Consider the following 15785-nt stretch of genomic DNA (forward strand, 5'->3'; position numbering starts at 1 on the left):
GTCGCTTTCCGCCGCTTGACAAACCAAACGACGCCTCAATTGTAAAGCATCTTTTTATTGGTAAAGCTTCGCAAGCGCCGTGATGGCCTGCGAAACGATATCATCCAATTCCTGCGTCAGATCGATCGTGACGACACCCGGCTCGCCTGTCGGCTTTTCCAGCGTTGCGAACTGGCTGTCGAGCAGCAAGGCCGGCATGAAATGCCCGGTGCGCGCGGTCATCCGCGCCTCCAGCACGGCGCGCGGGCCTTCCAGAAAGACAAAGGAGAGATTTCCGCCGGCGGCTTGTCGCAGCCGGTCGCGATAGCTGCGCTTCAGGGCGGAGCAGGAGACGACGAGGCTTTCGCCCCGCGTATGGTTTTCGGCAAGCCGGTCTCCGATGACATCGAGCCACGGCCAGCGGTCGTCGTCGGTCAGGGGAATGCCGGCGCTCATCTTGTCGATATTGGCCGGGGGATGCAGGCTGTCGCCTTCCACGAAGGCGCAATGAAGACGCTCCGCCATTGCCGCGCCCACCGACGTCTTGCCGCAGCCGCTGACGCCCATCACCACGACGAGCCGGGCTTCGCACCGCGCTTGTGAAACCGTCGTCGACATAGAGCCTGCCCATTCACGAAAGAGGATGCCCAGCCCGACACGCTGGCTGGAGGCCGGCGGACAATGCCGCCGGTTCCGAAGGGTTCGGGCTCAGGCGGCCTTGACGTAGCTCTTGGCCATGTCCGACAGACGCTTGACGCGGATCTTGGACGCCTGGCCGGCGGCGTTGAAAGCGATGAAGCGTTCCTTGCAGACTTCCACCATGCGGGCGGTCGCCGGCTTCAGGTAGTTGCGCGGATCGAAATTGTCTGGGTGTTCCTGATGATGCTTGCGGATTTCGCCGGTGAACGCGATGCGCAGGTCGGTGTCGATATTGACCTTGCGCACACCGAGCGGGATCGCCTTCTGGATTTCGGCGACCGGCACACCCCAGGTCTGCTTCATCTTGCCGCCATAGGCGTTGAACAGGTCCTGCAGGTCCTGCGGCACCGAGGAGGAACCGTGCATGACCATGTGGGTGTTCGGCAGGCGCTTGTGGATTTTGGCGATGGTCTCGATCGACAGGATTTCGCCATCGGGCGCGCGGGTGAACTTGTAGGCGCCGTGGCTGGTGCCGATAGCGACGGCCAGTGCATCGACGCCGGTCTTCTCGACGAAATCGAAGGCCTGCTCCGGATCGGTCAAAAGCTCTTCGCGCGAAAGCTTGCCTTCGAAGCCGTGGCCGTCTTCCTTTTCGCCGGCGCCCGTTTCGAGGTTGCCGAGACATCCAAGCTCGCCCTCGACGGAAACGCCGGCCGCATGCGCGATCTTCACCACTTCAGCGGTCACGCCGACATTGTATTCATAGCTGGCAATGGTCTTGCCATCGGCCAGCAGCGAGCCGTCCATCATGACGGAGGTGAAGCCGTTGGTGATCGCCGAGATGCAGGTCGAAGGCTGGTCGCCGTGGTCGAGATGAAGGCAGACCGGAATATGCGGATATTCCTCGGCCGCGCCGAGAATGAGGTGGCGCAGGAAGGCGTCGCCGGCATAGGCGCGCGCGCCGCGGCTCGCCTGGAGGATGACCGGGCTGTCGGTCGCATCCGCCGCGCGCATCACGGCCTGGATGTATTCGAGATTGTTCACATTGAATGCCGGAAGCGCGTAGTTGTTCTCGGCGGCGTGGTCGAGCAGCTGCCGCAAGGTAATCAATGCCATTCTCAAAATCTCCCAATTGATCGGCCGTCAGGACCGCTCCCGCGGGGAACGTTCCTTCAAAAAACAGGTCGATGTCTTCCCAGCGGAAAACCTCCCCCGCCCTGCGGAAAGACAATAGTGAATGGGTGATTTTTGGCAACCGCTCAGCTTTGGATCGGCCTTTCTTTGCGGATTTCCTGCGTTGAAGCGCGTGATATGAACAAAAACTTATATTTTCGGCACACGCTTTTCGGTTGTGAGGACATCTGTCGGAACACACGGGCTTCGCGTTCTGCCGGAGAAGCGTAAAGGACATGAAGATTATAAAACCGCTCTGCTGCCGTGCAACATATTACGTAAACTGCGGGAGGTTGTAACTTTTCTTGCGCGCCTCAGTCCCGTTCAAGCGTTTCCGATGTCGCACATCTGTCACAAATGCGTCGCTTGGAGATTACAAAAATTCACAACCTGAGCGGGCTTCTTTTTCGGAGCCATGCCCCCTGCGAGAAGTCGGCACTTGCCTTTGCGAAAATTTTGGCATTCTCTCGGCGCTTCACAAACCCAAAAAAGAGGGGAAGGAGCAAAAAATGAACGTCATGAAATTCAACCTCCGGGCGGCTGCGCTGCTCGGTTCGATCCTGATCGGGGCGAGCCCGGTGCTGGCCGAAACCGTTCTCAACCGCGGCAATGCCGGCGAGCCGCAGACGCTCGATCAGGCCCACACCTCGATCAACATCGAAGAATTCATCCTCAAGGATCTCTATGAAGGCCTGACGGTTTACGACGCTGCCGGAAAGATCATTCCGGGCGCTGCCGAAAGCTGGAAGGTCTCGGACGACGGTACCGTCTACACCTTCAAGCTGCGCGATAACGGCAAGTGGTCGGACGGCTCTCCGGTCACCGCCGGCGATTTCGTCTTCTCCTTCCAGCGCGTCGAAGACCCGAAGACTGCGGCCGGTTATGCCAACATCCTGCTGCCGATCAAGAATGCGGAAAAGGTCAACAAGGGCGACCTTCCGGTCGATCAGCTCGGCATCAAAGCCGTCGACGACAAGACGGTCGAGATTACGCTTGAGCGTCCGACCCCGTTCTTCCTCGAACTTCTCGCCCACCAGACGGCCCTGCCGGTTTCCAAGGCCAGCGTCGAAAAGAACGGCGCCGATTTCGTCAAGCCAGGCGTGATGGTGTCCAACGGCGCCTACAAGCTCGTCGCCCACACGCCGAACGACAGCCTGACCACCCAGAAGAACGAGAACTACTGGGATGCCGCCAACGTCAAGATCGACAAGGTCATCTTCTACCCGATCGACGACCAGGCAGCCTCCGTCCGCCGCTTCGAAGCTAAGGAAATGGACCTCGTCTACAACTTCTCGGCCGACCAGATCGAGCGTCTGAAGAAGTCCTACGGTGACGAAGTCCACGTTTCGCCGACGCTTGCGACCTATTACTACGCCTTCGACACCCGCCAGGAGCCCTATAGCGACGTGCGCGTCCGCCAGGCGCTCTCCATGGCCGTCGACCGCGACTTCCTCGCCAAGGAAATCTACTCCGGCTCGCAGCTGCCGGCCTATTCGATGGTGCCTCCGGGCATCGAGACCTACGGCGACCCGTCCAAGGCCGATTTCGCCTCGATGTCTCAGCTCGACCGCGAAGACAAGGCGATCGCCCTGATGAAGGAAGCCGGCTACGGTGAAGGCGGCAAGCCGCTCGACATCGAAATCCGCTACAACACCAACCCGAACCACGAGCGGGTGGCAACGGCTGTTGCCGACATGTGGAAGAACACCTTCGGCGCCAAGGTCTCGCTGGTGAACCTCGACGTGTCCTCGCACTACGCCTACCTGCAGGAAGGCGGCAAGTTCAACGTCGCCCGCGCCGGCTGGGTTGCCGACTACGCGGACGCCGAAAACTTCCTGGCGCTCAGCCTGTCGTCCAACAAGACCTTCAACTACGGGCACTATGAAAACCCGGAATTCGACGCCCTCATGAAGAAGTCCTATGAGGAAACCGATCCGGCCGCCCGCTCCAAGCTCCTCCACGAAGCTGAAGCCATGATGATGCGGGACCAGCCGGTCGCGCCGTTCCTCACCCAGGCCGACCTGTGGCTCGTCGCCTCGAAGGTCAAGGGCTGGCAGGACAACGCTGCCAACCAGCACCTGACCCGCTTCCTCAGCATCGCTGAATAACCGAAAGATCCGAACCATGGCGGCGCCTCACGCCGCCATGGCTTTCGGCCGGAGGGCTTACCCCATGTTTTCCTTCGTGCTGCGCCGCCTCGCGAGCGCTGTACCGACGCTTTTCATCGTCGTGACGATTTCCTTCTTCCTGATGCGGTTCGCCCCCGGCGGCCCCTTCAACCTCGAAAGGCCGCTGCCGCCACAGACGATGGCGAACCTGATGCGGACCTACCAGCTCGACCAGCCGCTCTGGCGCCAATATGTGACCTACATCACCAATGCGGTCACCGGCGACTTCGGCCCGAGCTACATCTACAAGGACAACACCGTTGCCGAACTGATCGCGAAGGGCCTGCCCTATTCGCTGGAACTCGGTTTTTACGCGCTGTTGCTCGCCTTGATCGGCGGCGTGCTCGCCGGAACCATCGCAGCGCTTCGGCAAAACAGCGTGCTCGATTTCGCGATCATGTCGGTCTCGACGATCGGCGTCACCGTGCCGAACTTCGTCGTCGGCCCGGTGCTGACGCTGGTCTTCGCCATCATCCTCGCCTGGCTTCCGGCCGGCAGCTGGGGTGACGGTTCGCTGCGCTTCCTCATCCTGCCGATGATCGCGCTCGCGCTGCCGCAGCTTGCGGTCTTTGCGCGGCTGACGCGCGGCTCGATGATCGAGGCCCTGCACACAGACCACATCCGCACCGCACGCGCCTATGGCCTGCCGGCGCGCACGGTGGTCATTACCCACGCGATGCGGGCGGCCATGCTGCCGGTCGTGTCCTATCTTGCGCCCTGCGCGGCAGCCCTGCTGACCGGCTCGGCCGTCATCGAGACGATCTTCACCATTCCCGGCGTCGGCCGCTATTTCGTGCTCGGCGCGATCAACCGCGACTATACGCTCGTCATGGGAACCGTGGTGCTGGTCGCCATCTTCGTCATCGTCTTCAACCTGTTGGTCGATATCATCTACGGCCTTCTCGATCCGAGGGTCCGCCATGACTGATATGGTCAATGCCCCGCTGGCGCTGCCGCCGGAAACCAAGAGCCGCAGCCTGTTCCAGCTCGCCGCCATGCGCTTCCGCCGCAACCGCGCCGCCATGGCCGGCTGCGTCGTGCTGGTCCTGATCGCGCTTTTCTCCTTCCTCGGCCCGCTGTTCATCAGCCACAAGTACGACCAGGTCTTCCCGTCCTACGTCTCCGTGCCGCCGAGCTTGGAGGCCCGGCCGGATGCCGGCAGCCTGCAGGAAGCGATGGAAGGGGTCGCCGGCCGTGCCCGCGTGACGCTGAAGGAATTCGCCGTCGAGGGCCAGACCTTCACCGCGACCGTCACCTCCGACCAGCCGATCGATCCGCGCACCACGCGCTATTTCGACCGCGCCAACGAATTCGACGCGACCACGGTGGTCGCCACCGAAGACGACGGCAAGACGCTGAAGCTTCAAGGCAATGTCAGCCGCGAATACTTCTTCTTCGGCACCGATTCCAACGGCCGCGACATGCTCGCCCGCGTCATGCTCGGCGGCCAGATCTCGATCGCCGTCGGCCTTCTGGCAAGTATCGTTTCGCTCGGCATCGGCGTCGTCTATGGCGCGACCTCCGGCTATATCGGCGGCCGCGTCGACAACGTCATGATGCGCTTCGTCGAAATCCTCTATTCCCTACCCTTCGTCTTCCTTGTCGTCGTGCTCGTCGTGTTCTTCGGCCGCAGCTTCATCCTGATCTTCCTCGTCATCGGCGCGGTGGAATGGCTGGACATGGCCCGCATCGTGCGCGGCCAGACGCTGGCGCTGAAACGGCGTGAATTCGTCGGCGCAGCCCAGGCGCTGGGCCTCACCGACTGGCAGATCATCCGCCGCCACATCATCCCCAACACGATCGGCCCCGTCGTGGTCTTCGTGACGGTGGTGGTGCCGAAGGTCATCCTGCTCGAAAGCTTCCTGTCCTTCCTCGGTCTCGGGGTGCAGGCGCCGCTGACCAGCTGGGGTGCGCTGATTTCCGAAGGCGCCAACAACATCCAGTCGGCACCGTGGCTTCTGATCTTCCCGGCGATCTTCTTCGTCGTCACGCTGTTTTCCCTGAACTTCGCCGGCGACGGCCTGCGCGATGCGCTCGACCCGAAGGACCGCTGACATGGCCGCAGAATCCATCCTCACCGTCCGTAACATGAAAGTCAGCTTCGACACGCCTGACGGTACTGTCGAAGCGGTCAAGGGCATCGATCTCGACGTGAAGTCCGGCGAAACGCTGGCGATCGTCGGCGAGTCGGGCTCCGGCAAAAGCCAGACCATGATGGGCATCATGGGCCTGCTCGCCAAGAACGGCCGCGCTACCGGCTCGGCCAGCTATCGCGGCAAGGAACTCATCGGCCTGCCGATGAAGGAGCTGAACACAGTGCGCGGCGCAAAGATCACCATGATCTTCCAGGAGCCGATGACCTCGCTCGACCCGCTCTACACCATCGGCCGGCAGATCGCCGAGCCGATCGTCTATCACCGCGGCGGCTCGTTCGCCGAGGCGAAGGCGCGGGCGCTGGAACTGCTCGAACTGGTCGGCATTCCCGAACCGGCACGGCGCATCAACAGCTATCCGCACGAGCTTTCCGGCGGCCAGCGCCAGCGCGTGATGATCGCCATGGCGCTTGCCAACGAGCCGGATATCCTGATTGCCGACGAGCCGACGACGGCGCTCGACGTGACGATCCAGGCGCAGATCCTCGACCTCCTGAAATCGCTGCAGCAGAAATTCGGCATGGCCGTGGTGCTGATCACCCACGATCTCGGCATCGTGCGCCATTTCGCAAGCCGCGTCGCCGTCATGCGCCGCGGCGAGGTGGTCGAGACCGGCGCGACCGCCGATATCTTCGAACGGCCGCAGGCGGATTATACCAGGATGCTGCTCGCCGCTGAGCCGAGCGGCCGGAAGGCCTCACCGCCCGACAACGCGCCGATCATCCTCGAAGGCCGCAATGTCTGCGTCGATTATCGCACCGGCGGCGGCCTGTTCAAAAGCGCATCCGGCACCTTCCGCGCCGTCGACGACATCACGCTTCGGCTGAAGCAGGGCCAGACCATCGGCATCGTCGGCGAATCCGGCTCGGGAAAATCGACGCTCGGCCGCGCCCTGCTGAAGCTCCTGCCGGCCAGCGGCCATATCCGCTTCGAAAAGACGGATATCTCCGACTTCGGCCGCAGTGCTATGCGCCCGCTGCGCCAGGAAATGCAGCTGGTTTTCCAGGACCCCTACGGTTCGCTTTCGCCGCGCCAAACGGTCGGCGAGATCATCACCGAAGGCCTTTACGTGCACGAGCCGCAGCTTTCCAGGGCCGAGCGGGATCGCCGCGCCGTCGAGGCGCTGAAGGAGGTCGGTCTCGATCCGGCCGCCCGCAACCGCTATCCGCACGAGTTCTCCGGCGGCCAGCGCCAGCGTATCGCCATTGCCCGCGCCATGATCCTGAAGCCGAAGGTCGTCATCCTCGACGAGCCGACCTCGGCGCTCGACCGCTCGGTGCAGGGCCAGGTGATCGATCTTCTGCGCGGCCTGCAGAAATCGCATGATCTGTCCTACATCTTCATCAGCCACGACCTCTCCGTCATCAAGGCGATGTCGGACTATGTGATCGTGATGAAGAACGGCAAGATCGTCGAGGAAGGCGAAACCGACGCCATCTTCGATGCGCCGAAGCAGGCCTATACCCAGACCCTGATGAACGCCGCCTTCACGGCTTAAGGGTAGCTCGCTTTTTCTCCTCCCTGTGCTATCGATATGATGGCACAGGGAGGGAAAGATGGCGGAAGCAGCGGCGATTTATGAGGTCTACGACCCGCGTTTCAACAGGCTGATCATCGGCAGCGCCTGTCTCGAAGAGCTTTATTCCTCCTGCCGCTGGGCGGAAGGTCCAGTCTGGTTCAGCGATGCCCAGCAATTGCTCTGGAGCGATATTCCGAACCAGCGCATGCTGCGCTGGACGCCCGAAGGCGGCGTCTGCGTCTACCGCTACCCCTCGAATTTCGCCAACGGCCATACACGCGACCGGCAGGGCCGGTTAATCTCCTGCGAGCATGGCGGCCGGCGGGTCACCCGCACGGAAATCGACGGCGCGATCACGGTGCTCGCCGACAGTTATCAGGGCAAGCGGCTGAACTCGCCCAACGACGTGGTGGTGAAATCCGACGGCAGCATCTGGTTCAGCGACCCGACCTACGGCATCCTCTCCGACTACGAAGGCTATAAGTCCGAGCCGGAACAGGAACACCACAGCGTTTACCGCCTCGATCCCGTGACCGGTGCGCTCGATGCCGTGACCTCCGATTTCCTGCAGCCGAACGGCCTTGCCTTCTCTCCCGACGAAACGAAGCTCTACGTCGCCGACAGCGGCACCGACCGCGATGGCTTCGCCCCGCGCCATATCAAGGTCTATGACGTGGAAGACGGCCTGCGGCTGGCGAATTCGCGGGTGTTCTGTCATCTGGACGAGGGCGTCCCGGACGGCTTCCGGCTCGACACCAACGGCAATCTCTGGACGAGCGGCGGGAAAGCCGTGCATTGCTTTTCGCCGGAAGGAAAGCTGCTCGGCAAGATCCGCATCCCGCAAGGGGTCTCAAACCTCACCTTCGGCGGCCCGCGGCGCAACCGCCTGTTCATCACCGCCACCCGCTCGCTCTACGCGATCTACGTGACGGCGACGGGCGCGCAGGTACCGTGACCGTCAGGCCGCGCGTTTCTTCAACTGTTGTTCGCGGAAGAAGATGAACAGGCCGGAAGCGACGATCAGCATCGAGCCGATGATCACCGTAATTCGCGGCGTATCGCCGAAGAACAGCCATCCGAAGATTACAGCCCAGAACAGCAGCGTATATTGCAGCGGAATGACCGTTGCGGCATCGGCAAGCTTCAGCGCGCGGGTGACGAGAATATGCGCCATCATCGCGACGATGCCGAGAAGTCCGAGCAGGACCGTCGCTTCGAAATCCGGCGTGACCCAGCCGGCCGGATGGATCGCAAGGCCCGCAACCGAGAAGATCAGCGCGCCGACCACCTGCCAGAAGACCAGCGTCGTATCCGGCGTTTCCCGAAGCGTGCGGCCAAGCAGGATGGCGCCGGCAAAGGCGGCGCTGCCCACCAGCGCGATCACCGCCGGCAGGGTGAAGCTGTCGCGCGAGGGCTCTAGCGCGATCAGGACGCCGACAAAGCCAACGAGGATCGCCGTCCAGCGCCGCCAGCCGACCTTCTCGCCGAGAACGAAGGGCGAGGCGGCCGCCACATAGATCGGCGCCGCCAGCCAATAGGTCATCGCGTCGGCCAGCGGCATATAGGCGACGGCGAAATAGAAGGCCGATGCTTCCATGGCAAAGAGCAGCGAGCGCAGCGCATGCAGCCACGGTCGATCGACGACGAGAAACACCCGCCATCCACGCTTGACGATGAAGGGCGCGAGAATGACGAGCGCCGCAAGGCTGCGGATCGTCATCAGCTGGCTGACGGAATAGGTGCCGACCAGCCATTTGCCCATGACGTCGTTCAGCGAGAACATCAGCATGCTGAGCAGCATGACGAGTGCGCCGTTGCGCGCGGCGCTGCCGGCTTGGGGCGCGAGGGTGGATTGTAGCGACATGGGCGGCGGTTTCCTGAAACGTTGCCCGCCAGTCGCATATTCTCCCGCGCCGATCCATAGCGCAAAGGCGATGGATCGATCACGATTGCGAATGAAAGCCGCAGCGACAGATCATTCTGCGCCAGCCCCTTGACCTTGAAAAGAAGATCGCTAACTACTTGGGTGCTTGCGCAGCTTCAGGCATCAACACGGCTGCGCAGTGAACCTTGGTGCCGGGCCCCTCTGGCGAGAGTTTTTACGGCGCTCTCGTGATGTCGGTACCGCCAGCAGACAAGCCGGCGGATTACGCACAAATGACAACTCAACCCATGCGACAAGCGCATGCCGATGGCATGCGTTCCTTTTGCACATCTATCGGCCTCTCCTTCGCAACGGAGGTACGGCCATGAACCAGCCCCAAACTCACACGTCCTCGCTTGGCTATTTCAAGTGGGCGTTCATCGTTACCGCCGCAGGTCTTGCGCTCGGCGCCTGGCTCGGCTGGAACTCGACGGGCACGATTGCCGGCATGGCGACGGTCTTCTTCATCTGCACCGTGCTCGCGGTGCTCGAAATCTCGCTTTCCTTTGACAATGCCATCGTCAATGCCAACAAGCTCAAGGACATGACGCCGGAATGGCAGCATCGGTTCCTGACCTGGGGCATCATCATCGCCGTCTTCGGCATGCGCATCGTCTTCCCGCTCTTGATCGTCGTCATCGCCGCCAATATCGGCCCGATCGAAGCGGTCATCCTGGCGGCGGCACGGCCTGAGGAATATGCGCGCATCATGAACGATGCCCATCTTCCGATCGCCGCCTTCGGCGGCACATTCCTGATGATGGTCGGTCTCACCTACTTCTTCGACCAGGAGAAGGACGTGCACTGGATCGCCTTCCTCGAAAAGCGCATGGCGCGCTTCGCCACGATCAAAGGCATCGAGATCGCCTTCGTGCTGGTGCTCATCCTCGGCTTCGCGCGCCTGCTCGAAGGGGAGAATGCGACCGTCTTCGTGCATTCGGCGATCTACGGCCTCGTGACCTTCCTGATCGTCGAGGTGATCGGCGGCCTGCTCGATGCCTCGCAGCAGACGATGAGCGCTGCGGCAAAGGGTGGCCTCGGCGCCTTCATCTATCTGGAAGTGCTCGATGCCAGCTTCTCCTTCGACGGCGTCATCGGCGCCTTCGCGCTGACGCAGAACCTCTTCGTTATCGCCATCGGTCTCGGTATCGGCGCCATGTATGTGCGCTCGATGACGATCATGCTGGTGGAGAAGGGAACGCTTGCAGAATACCGCTATCTGGAACACGGCGCCTTCTACGCCATCCTGATCCTGTCGGTGATCATGTTCTTCCAGACGCTGGTGCATATCCCCGAGGTCATCACCGGCCTTGGCGGCGCTGCCCTAATCGGCGTCTCGCTCTGGTCGTCGATCCGCCACAACAGGCGCGAGCAGCAGCAACACCTGCAGGAGGCGCACCAGTAAGGTGCGTCCCGATATCCCCGCAGTCGCGCAAGCGGCTACGGGAGAACAAACGAAAAGCCCGCCGGAAGGAACACCGGCGGGCTTTCTTGTATCAGGAGATCAGTATCTTGGCATTTGACGGTTTGCGCATTTCCGGACGCAAAACCGCTTCGCACCTTTGCTGGAAATGCTTTAGCCGCGGTTTACCGAGTGAAACCGGACCGGGTCGATGCCGAGTTCATAGAGGTCGCGATCGCGCGGGCGACGACCACCTTCGACGGCCGCCGCAGCTGCGGAGGCAGCGCCGAAAACAGCGATCGCACGACCGAAGAAGCTTTTGCGGGCGGAGGTGGCGGACATTTTGCTTTCTCGCTTTCATGTATCTGGTTGACCACCAGAAGATGGGGAGCGGAGGCGCTTCCGACAATGCACGAATCGTCATCGCAGCTATGCGATGCAAGCAGGCCATGCAAAAAGCAAGCAGGCCGGGCTCTGATGGAACCCGGCCTGCTTTCGTGGTCGCCCTGAAGATATGGGAGGAGGATCAATCTTCCGAGGCGGCCAATTGCGACAGAACCTCGCCGCGCCCGCGTGCGCGCAGGACGAGCGGGATGATCAGCGCTGCAGCAGCGATAATGAGCAACGCAGCGGCGATCGGAGAGGTGAACAGCACCGTCACATCGCCCTGGCTGATGGCAAGCGCCCGGCGCAGTTGCTGCTCCGCCAGCGGCCCGAGGATCAGGCCGACGACGACGGGCGCGATCGGATAGCCGAAGATGCGCATGACATAACCGAGCAGACCGAAGGCCAAGAGCATGCCAAGCTCGAAGGGTGACGGATTGGCGCCGATGGTGCCGAGCGTCGCGAAGAGCAGGATGCCGGCATACAGCCAGGGCTTCGGAATGGTCAGCAGCCGCACCCAGAGGCCGACCAGCGGCAAGTTCAGCACCAGCAGCATGAAGTTGGCGATCAAGAGGCTGGCGATCAGGCCCCAGACGAGCTGAGGATTGGTGGCGAACAACAGCGGTCCCGGCTGCAGACCGTATTGCTGGAAGCCGGCCAGCATGATCGCTGCCGTCGCCGTGGTCGGCAGGCCGAGCGTCAACAGCGGCACAAGCGTACCGGCGGCAGACGCATTGTTGGCGGCTTCCGGGCCGGCCACACCTTCGATCGCACCATTGCCGAATTCTTCCGGGTACTTCGTCAGGCGCTTTTCCGCCGCATAGGACAGGAAGGTGCCGATCTCCGCGCCGCCGGCCGGCATGGCGCCGATCGGGAAGCCGATCACGGTACCGCGCAGCCACGGCTTCCACGAGCGCGCCCAATCCGCACGCGTCATCCAGACGGAGCCCTTGACGGCCTCCACCTTGTCCGGTCCACGGTCCCCCTGGGCGGCGATGTAAAGGGATTCGCCAATGGCGAACATGGCGACGGCCAGCGTCGTCACTTCGATACCGTCAAGCAGATCGGGAATACCGAAGCTGAGACGCGCCTGGCCGGTCAGCTGGTCGATGCCGATGGTGGCGAGCGCGAGGCCGATGAACAGCGAGGTCAGCCCCCGCAGGGTCGAATCGCCGAAGGCCGAGGACACGGTCACGAAGGCGAGCACCATCAGCGCGAAGTATTCACGCGGCCCGAAGACCAGCGCGAGCTTTACCACATACGGCGCGATGAAGGCGAGCGCTATGGTGGCGATGAGACCGGCGACGAAGGAGCCGATGGCCGCCGTCGCCAGCGCCGGGCCTCCCCGGCCCGCACGGGCCATCTTGTTGCCTTCAAGCGCGGTCACGATCGAAGAGCTTTCGCCGGGCGTATTGAGCAGGATCGACGTGGTCGATCCGCCATACATGCCGCCGTAATAGATGCCGGCAAACATGATCAGCGACCCCGCGGGATCGAGCTTGTACGTGACGGGCAGCAGGAGCGCCACCGTCAGCGCCGGGCCGATGCCGGGCAGGACGCCGACGGCGGTGCCGAGCGTGACGCCGATCAGCGCATAGAGCAGGTTCATCGGTTGCATCGCAACGCCGAGACCATGCAGCAGGAATTCGAACGTGTTCATTGCGGCATGCCCTCAGAGAAACAGATGTTCAAGCGGACCGGCAGGCAGGGAAAGCTGCAGGAGGCCGGCGAAGATCAGCCAGATGCCGAGACAGAGCACGATGCCCACCGGAATGGTGATCCAGAGCTTGCGCCGCCCGAAACCGGCCGCCGCCGCGGCAAAGAGAATGCCCGTCGCGATGGAAAAGCCGGCCGTCTTCAGAAGCAGGAGCTGGGCCACGAGGCCGCCGACGATCCAGACGACCGGGCCGATCTCCTGATGTTCCCGCTCGGGAAAATCGCCGCGCCGGGCTTCCAGCGCCGTCCAGATGGCAAGAATGACCAGCACGCAGGCGATGAAGAAGGGCACCGTCGCGGGGCCGATGCGGGAATAGTTGGCGACCGCCGAAAGCCGGGAAACATCCCAGAACATGATGGCGGCGATCACAGCGAGAAAAACGGCGATGAAAAGCGCCGCCCGGTCGGGGCGGCGCTTACCGTTTGAAGGGAGGTTACCCCCACTCATTGAACGAGACCGATCTCTTTGAGGATGCCTTCGGTGGCCGAGACATCCTTGGCGAGCTGCTCTTCGAAGGCCGGGCCTGCGAGATAGGTATCCTGCCAGCCCTTTGTCTTCAGGGTTTCCTGCCAGCTGGCCGACTTGGCGAGCTTTTCGACATCGGCGGTCACGGCAGCCTTCTGCTCGTCGGTGAGGCCGGGAGCCGCGGCAACCATGCGCCAGTTCTGGACGACCACATCGAGGCCGCCTTCCTTGATGGTCGGCGCATCGATGCCATCGATACGGGCGTCAGAGGAAACGGCGAGCAGGCGCAGCGTGCCGGACTTCACCTGGGATTCGAACTCGCCGTAACCGGAGATGCCGGCCGTCACCTGGTTGCCGAGGATAGCCGCCAGGGCTTCGCCGCCGCCGGAATAGGCGATGTAGTTGATCTTGGTCGGATCGACGCCGGCCGCCTTGGCGATCAGGCCGACAGCGATATGATCGGTACCGCCGGCCGAGCCGCCGGCCCAGGACACCGCACCGGGGTCCTTCTTCAGGGCTTCGACGAGATCGCCCATGCTCTTCAGCGGCGAATCGGCGGGCACGACGATGGCTTCGTATTCGCCGGTCAGGCGCGCGATCGGCGTAACGTCCTTCAGGGAAACCGGCGACTTGTTGGTCAGGATGGCGCCGACCATGACGTAGCCGCCGACGATCAGGGCGTTCGGATTGCCCTTCGACTGGCTGGCGAACTGGGCAAGGCCGATGGTGCCGCCGGCGCCCGGTACGTTCTGCACCTGGACGTTGCCGGAAATGCCTTCCTGCTGCAGCGAAGTCTGCATCGAGCGCGCCGTCTGGTCCCAGCCGCCGCCCGGATTGGCCGGTGCGATGATGGTGTAATCGGCGGCATTGGCCGAGAACGCGACAGCGCCGGCAAGAATCGAAGCGATAAGAAACTGTTTCAAGGATAGTCCTCCGTCGGGCGCCTTTGGCGCGCATGTTAACTGCGCAGACGGAAGGGGAATGCCGCACCCGAAAGGGTTGTGGCCGGCTGTTTCTCCTCCCAGCCTGCCTCGCCGTCCGCCTCCACGGACGATGAAGACCTGCAAAGCACCACATGAAGCTGTCATTTACCTGACATTAGGACCTGTGGCGGATGCGAGGGCCAGCTTCCTCCAAAAACACGCCTGCGTCTACTGTAGCCGCAGGGCTTCGTTCCACCGCGCGATCAGCCGCGCCCGCTTTACCTGATCGAGATAGACCATCAGGCCGGGGCTGACGGGAACCGGACGCAGCTGCGCGCCAAGCATTTCCTGCATGCTGTTGGCGGTGTTTTCACCAGCGACCTCGGGGCTGACGGCAGCGATATGCAGCTCCCGCGCCATGATCGACTGCCCCTCCCGCGACATGAAGAATTCGAGATAGCGGCGGCCGAGATCGGGTGCGGCAGCGGCCTGCGGCACCAGCCCGATACGCGACATGACGACGGTATAGTCCTTCGGCAGCACCAGGCCGACATCGGGATGGCGCGAGGCCCAGTCGGCCGCATAGGAGCCGAGGATGTTGTAGCCGAGCACGAAGCGCCCGTCGGAGATGCGCTCAAGGATAGCCGAGCTGGTGGAATAGAGTTTGACGCCCGCCTCCCCCATCGCCTGGATCACCGACCAGATATCGCCGAACTGCTCCTGGTCGCGCGCCATGAACAGGAAGCCGACGCCCGAGCGCTCGATGTCATAGGTGCCGATCCGCCCGAAGACGGAATTGCCCTTGCGCTTCAGGTAGTCGACGAACTCGGCCCGGCTCGACGGCGGCTTCTCATGGGCGAAGCTCGGCTTGTGATAGACGAACACGGCCGGCTCGAAAGTGAGCGCATAGGCCGTGTTGCGCCAGTTTGCCCAGGCCGGCCAGTGGGCGCTCATCGCCAGATCGCTGCGCTGGGCATAGCCGTCGTTGGAAAGCTTGACCTGCAGGTCCATGGCCGAGGAGAAGGCGAAGTCGGCGGTCTTTTCGCCGGCATCGGTTTCTCGGACGATCCGGTCGTAGATCTCGCCCGTCAGCATCTCTTCATAACGCACGGCGATGTCGCCGTTCGCCTTCTGGAATCCCTCGACCATCGGCCGCGCCAGGGGCTCGTCAAGCGACGAATAGACCGTCAGCACGCGCGCACCAGCCGCGCCGGAGGGAGCCGGATAGAACGTCGCTTGCGCTAAGGCGAGCGGCGGAAACACCAAGAAGATCAACAGAGAAACGAAAATGCGCATGGCCGATCATGCCGCAGCGGCCGGAACTTCACAAGCATGGGAC

At 62.6% G+C, this 15785-nt stretch carries 14 protein-coding genes; 6 read left to right on the plus strand and 8 right to left on the minus strand.

The window, feature by feature from the left end:
* Positions 1–54: 54 nt before the first annotated feature.
* Complete coding sequence (locus ASC86_RS17270; protein WP_056323844.1) at positions 55–597, minus strand: gluconokinase; 543 nt, start codon at positions 595–597, stop codon at positions 55–57.
* A 90-nt stretch (positions 598–687) separates the two neighbouring features.
* Positions 688–1734, minus strand: coding sequence for a class II fructose-bisphosphate aldolase (gene fba / locus ASC86_RS17275; RefSeq protein ID WP_056323847.1), 1047 nt, complete (start codon positions 1732–1734; stop codon positions 688–690).
* Positions 1735–2300: 566 nt separating this feature from the next.
* On the opposite strand from fba, the gene ASC86_RS17280 reads away from it, so the two are divergent.
* The 5 genes from ASC86_RS17280 (at position 2301) to ASC86_RS17300 (ending at position 8586) form a co-directional block, all read left to right on the plus strand.
* Positions 2301–3899 carry a peptide ABC transporter substrate-binding protein gene (locus ASC86_RS17280; RefSeq protein WP_056323850.1) on the plus strand — a complete coding sequence of 533 codons (1599 nt, stop codon included), beginning with the start codon at positions 2301–2303 and terminating at the stop codon, positions 3897–3899.
* 64 nt (positions 3900–3963) lie between these two features.
* Entirely contained in the window at positions 3964–4887 is a 924-nt protein-coding gene (gene oppB / locus ASC86_RS17285) for an oligopeptide ABC transporter permease OppB (RefSeq protein ID WP_056323854.1), read from the plus strand.
* On the plus strand, positions 4880–6013 hold the full coding sequence (locus ASC86_RS17290) for an ABC transporter permease subunit (RefSeq protein WP_056323856.1): 1134 nt from the start codon (positions 4880–4882) through the stop codon (positions 6011–6013). Before oppB ends, ASC86_RS17290 begins: the two co-directional genes overlap by 8 nt.
* A complete protein-coding gene (locus tag ASC86_RS17295; RefSeq protein WP_056323859.1) occupies positions 5988–7610 on the plus strand; it encodes an ABC transporter ATP-binding protein in 1623 nt (540 codons plus the stop codon). The genes ASC86_RS17290 and ASC86_RS17295 overlap by 26 nt, the downstream gene beginning before the upstream one ends.
* A 58-nt stretch (positions 7611–7668) precedes the next feature.
* Complete coding sequence (locus ASC86_RS17300) at positions 7669–8586, plus strand: SMP-30/gluconolactonase/LRE family protein (protein ID WP_056323862.1); 918 nt, start codon at positions 7669–7671, stop codon at positions 8584–8586.
* Between the two features lie 3 nt (positions 8587–8589).
* Here ASC86_RS17300 and ASC86_RS17305 read toward each other — a convergent pair whose 3' ends face one another.
* Positions 8590–9495 (minus strand): DMT family transporter, encoded by a 906-nt coding sequence (locus tag ASC86_RS17305; protein ID WP_056323865.1) that lies wholly within the window; start codon positions 9493–9495, stop codon positions 8590–8592.
* 385 nt (positions 9496–9880) lie between these two features.
* Here ASC86_RS17305 and ASC86_RS17310 point away from each other — a divergent pair, with 385 nt between their 5' ends.
* Entirely contained in the window at positions 9881–10960 is a 1080-nt protein-coding gene (locus ASC86_RS17310) for a DUF475 domain-containing protein (protein WP_056323868.1), read from the plus strand.
* 171 nt (positions 10961–11131) lie between these two features.
* Here the strand turns inward: ASC86_RS17310 and ASC86_RS26275 are convergent, their stop codons facing one another.
* The 5 genes from ASC86_RS26275 to ASC86_RS17330 form a co-directional block, all read right to left on the minus strand.
* The gene (locus tag ASC86_RS26275) at positions 11132–11299 is read right to left on the minus strand and encodes a hypothetical protein (RefSeq protein ID WP_200943829.1); all 168 of its coding nucleotides are present in this window, start codon (positions 11297–11299) and stop codon (positions 11132–11134) included.
* Between the two features lie 184 nt (positions 11300–11483).
* Positions 11484–13001, minus strand: a complete 1518-nt coding sequence (locus ASC86_RS17315) for a tripartite tricarboxylate transporter permease (RefSeq protein WP_056323870.1) — start codon at positions 12999–13001, stop codon at positions 11484–11486.
* 12 nt (positions 13002–13013) lie between these two features.
* Positions 13014–13505, minus strand: a complete 492-nt coding sequence (locus ASC86_RS17320) for a tripartite tricarboxylate transporter TctB family protein (protein WP_056323873.1) — start codon at positions 13503–13505, stop codon at positions 13014–13016.
* Positions 13502–14446 (minus strand): tripartite tricarboxylate transporter substrate binding protein, encoded by a 945-nt coding sequence (locus ASC86_RS17325; protein ID WP_056323876.1) that lies wholly within the window; start codon positions 14444–14446, stop codon positions 13502–13504. Before ASC86_RS17325 ends, ASC86_RS17320 begins: the two co-directional genes overlap by 4 nt.
* A 228-nt stretch (positions 14447–14674) precedes the next feature.
* Positions 14675–15742: an ABC transporter substrate-binding protein gene (locus tag ASC86_RS17330; protein WP_082510266.1), complete on the minus strand. Its 1068-nt coding sequence runs from the start codon at positions 15740–15742 to the stop codon at positions 14675–14677.
* Between the last annotated feature and the right edge of the window lie 43 nt (positions 15743–15785).

Source organism: Rhizobium sp. Root1212 (genome assembly GCF_001424985.1).
Taxonomy (GTDB): domain Bacteria; phylum Pseudomonadota; class Alphaproteobacteria; order Rhizobiales; family Rhizobiaceae; genus Pararhizobium.

What these genes read in the sequence shown, in the direction of transcription:
- ASC86_RS17270 (WP_056323844.1), bottom strand. Translation starts at nt 597, where the DNA reads ATGTCGACGACGGTTTCACAAGCGCGGTGCGAAGCCCGGCTCGTCGTG.
- fba (WP_056323847.1), bottom strand. Translation starts at nt 1,734, where the DNA reads ATGGCATTGATTACCTTGCGGCAGCTGCTCGACCACGCCGCCGAGAAC.
- ASC86_RS17280 (WP_056323850.1), top strand. Translation starts at nt 2,301, where the DNA reads ATGAACGTCATGAAATTCAACCTCCGGGCGGCTGCGCTGCTCGGTTCG.
- oppB (WP_056323854.1), top strand. Translation starts at nt 3,964, where the DNA reads ATGTTTTCCTTCGTGCTGCGCCGCCTCGCGAGCGCTGTACCGACGCTT.
- ASC86_RS17290 (WP_056323856.1), top strand. Translation starts at nt 4,880, where the DNA reads ATGACTGATATGGTCAATGCCCCGCTGGCGCTGCCGCCGGAAACCAAG.
- ASC86_RS17295 (WP_056323859.1), top strand. Translation starts at nt 5,988, where the DNA reads ATGCGCTCGACCCGAAGGACCGCTGACATGGCCGCAGAATCCATCCTC.
- ASC86_RS17300 (WP_056323862.1), top strand. Translation starts at nt 7,669, where the DNA reads ATGGCGGAAGCAGCGGCGATTTATGAGGTCTACGACCCGCGTTTCAAC.
- ASC86_RS17305 (WP_056323865.1), bottom strand. Translation starts at nt 9,495, where the DNA reads ATGTCGCTACAATCCACCCTCGCGCCCCAAGCCGGCAGCGCCGCGCGC.
- ASC86_RS17310 (WP_056323868.1), top strand. Translation starts at nt 9,881, where the DNA reads ATGAACCAGCCCCAAACTCACACGTCCTCGCTTGGCTATTTCAAGTGG.
- ASC86_RS26275 (WP_200943829.1), bottom strand. Translation starts at nt 11,299, where the DNA reads ATGTCCGCCACCTCCGCCCGCAAAAGCTTCTTCGGTCGTGCGATCGCT.
- ASC86_RS17315 (WP_056323870.1), bottom strand. Translation starts at nt 13,001, where the DNA reads ATGAACACGTTCGAATTCCTGCTGCATGGTCTCGGCGTTGCGATGCAA.
- ASC86_RS17320 (WP_056323873.1), bottom strand. Translation starts at nt 13,505, where the DNA reads ATGAGTGGGGGTAACCTCCCTTCAAACGGTAAGCGCCGCCCCGACCGG.
- ASC86_RS17330 (WP_082510266.1), bottom strand. Translation starts at nt 15,742, where the DNA reads ATGCGCATTTTCGTTTCTCTGTTGATCTTCTTGGTGTTTCCGCCGCTC.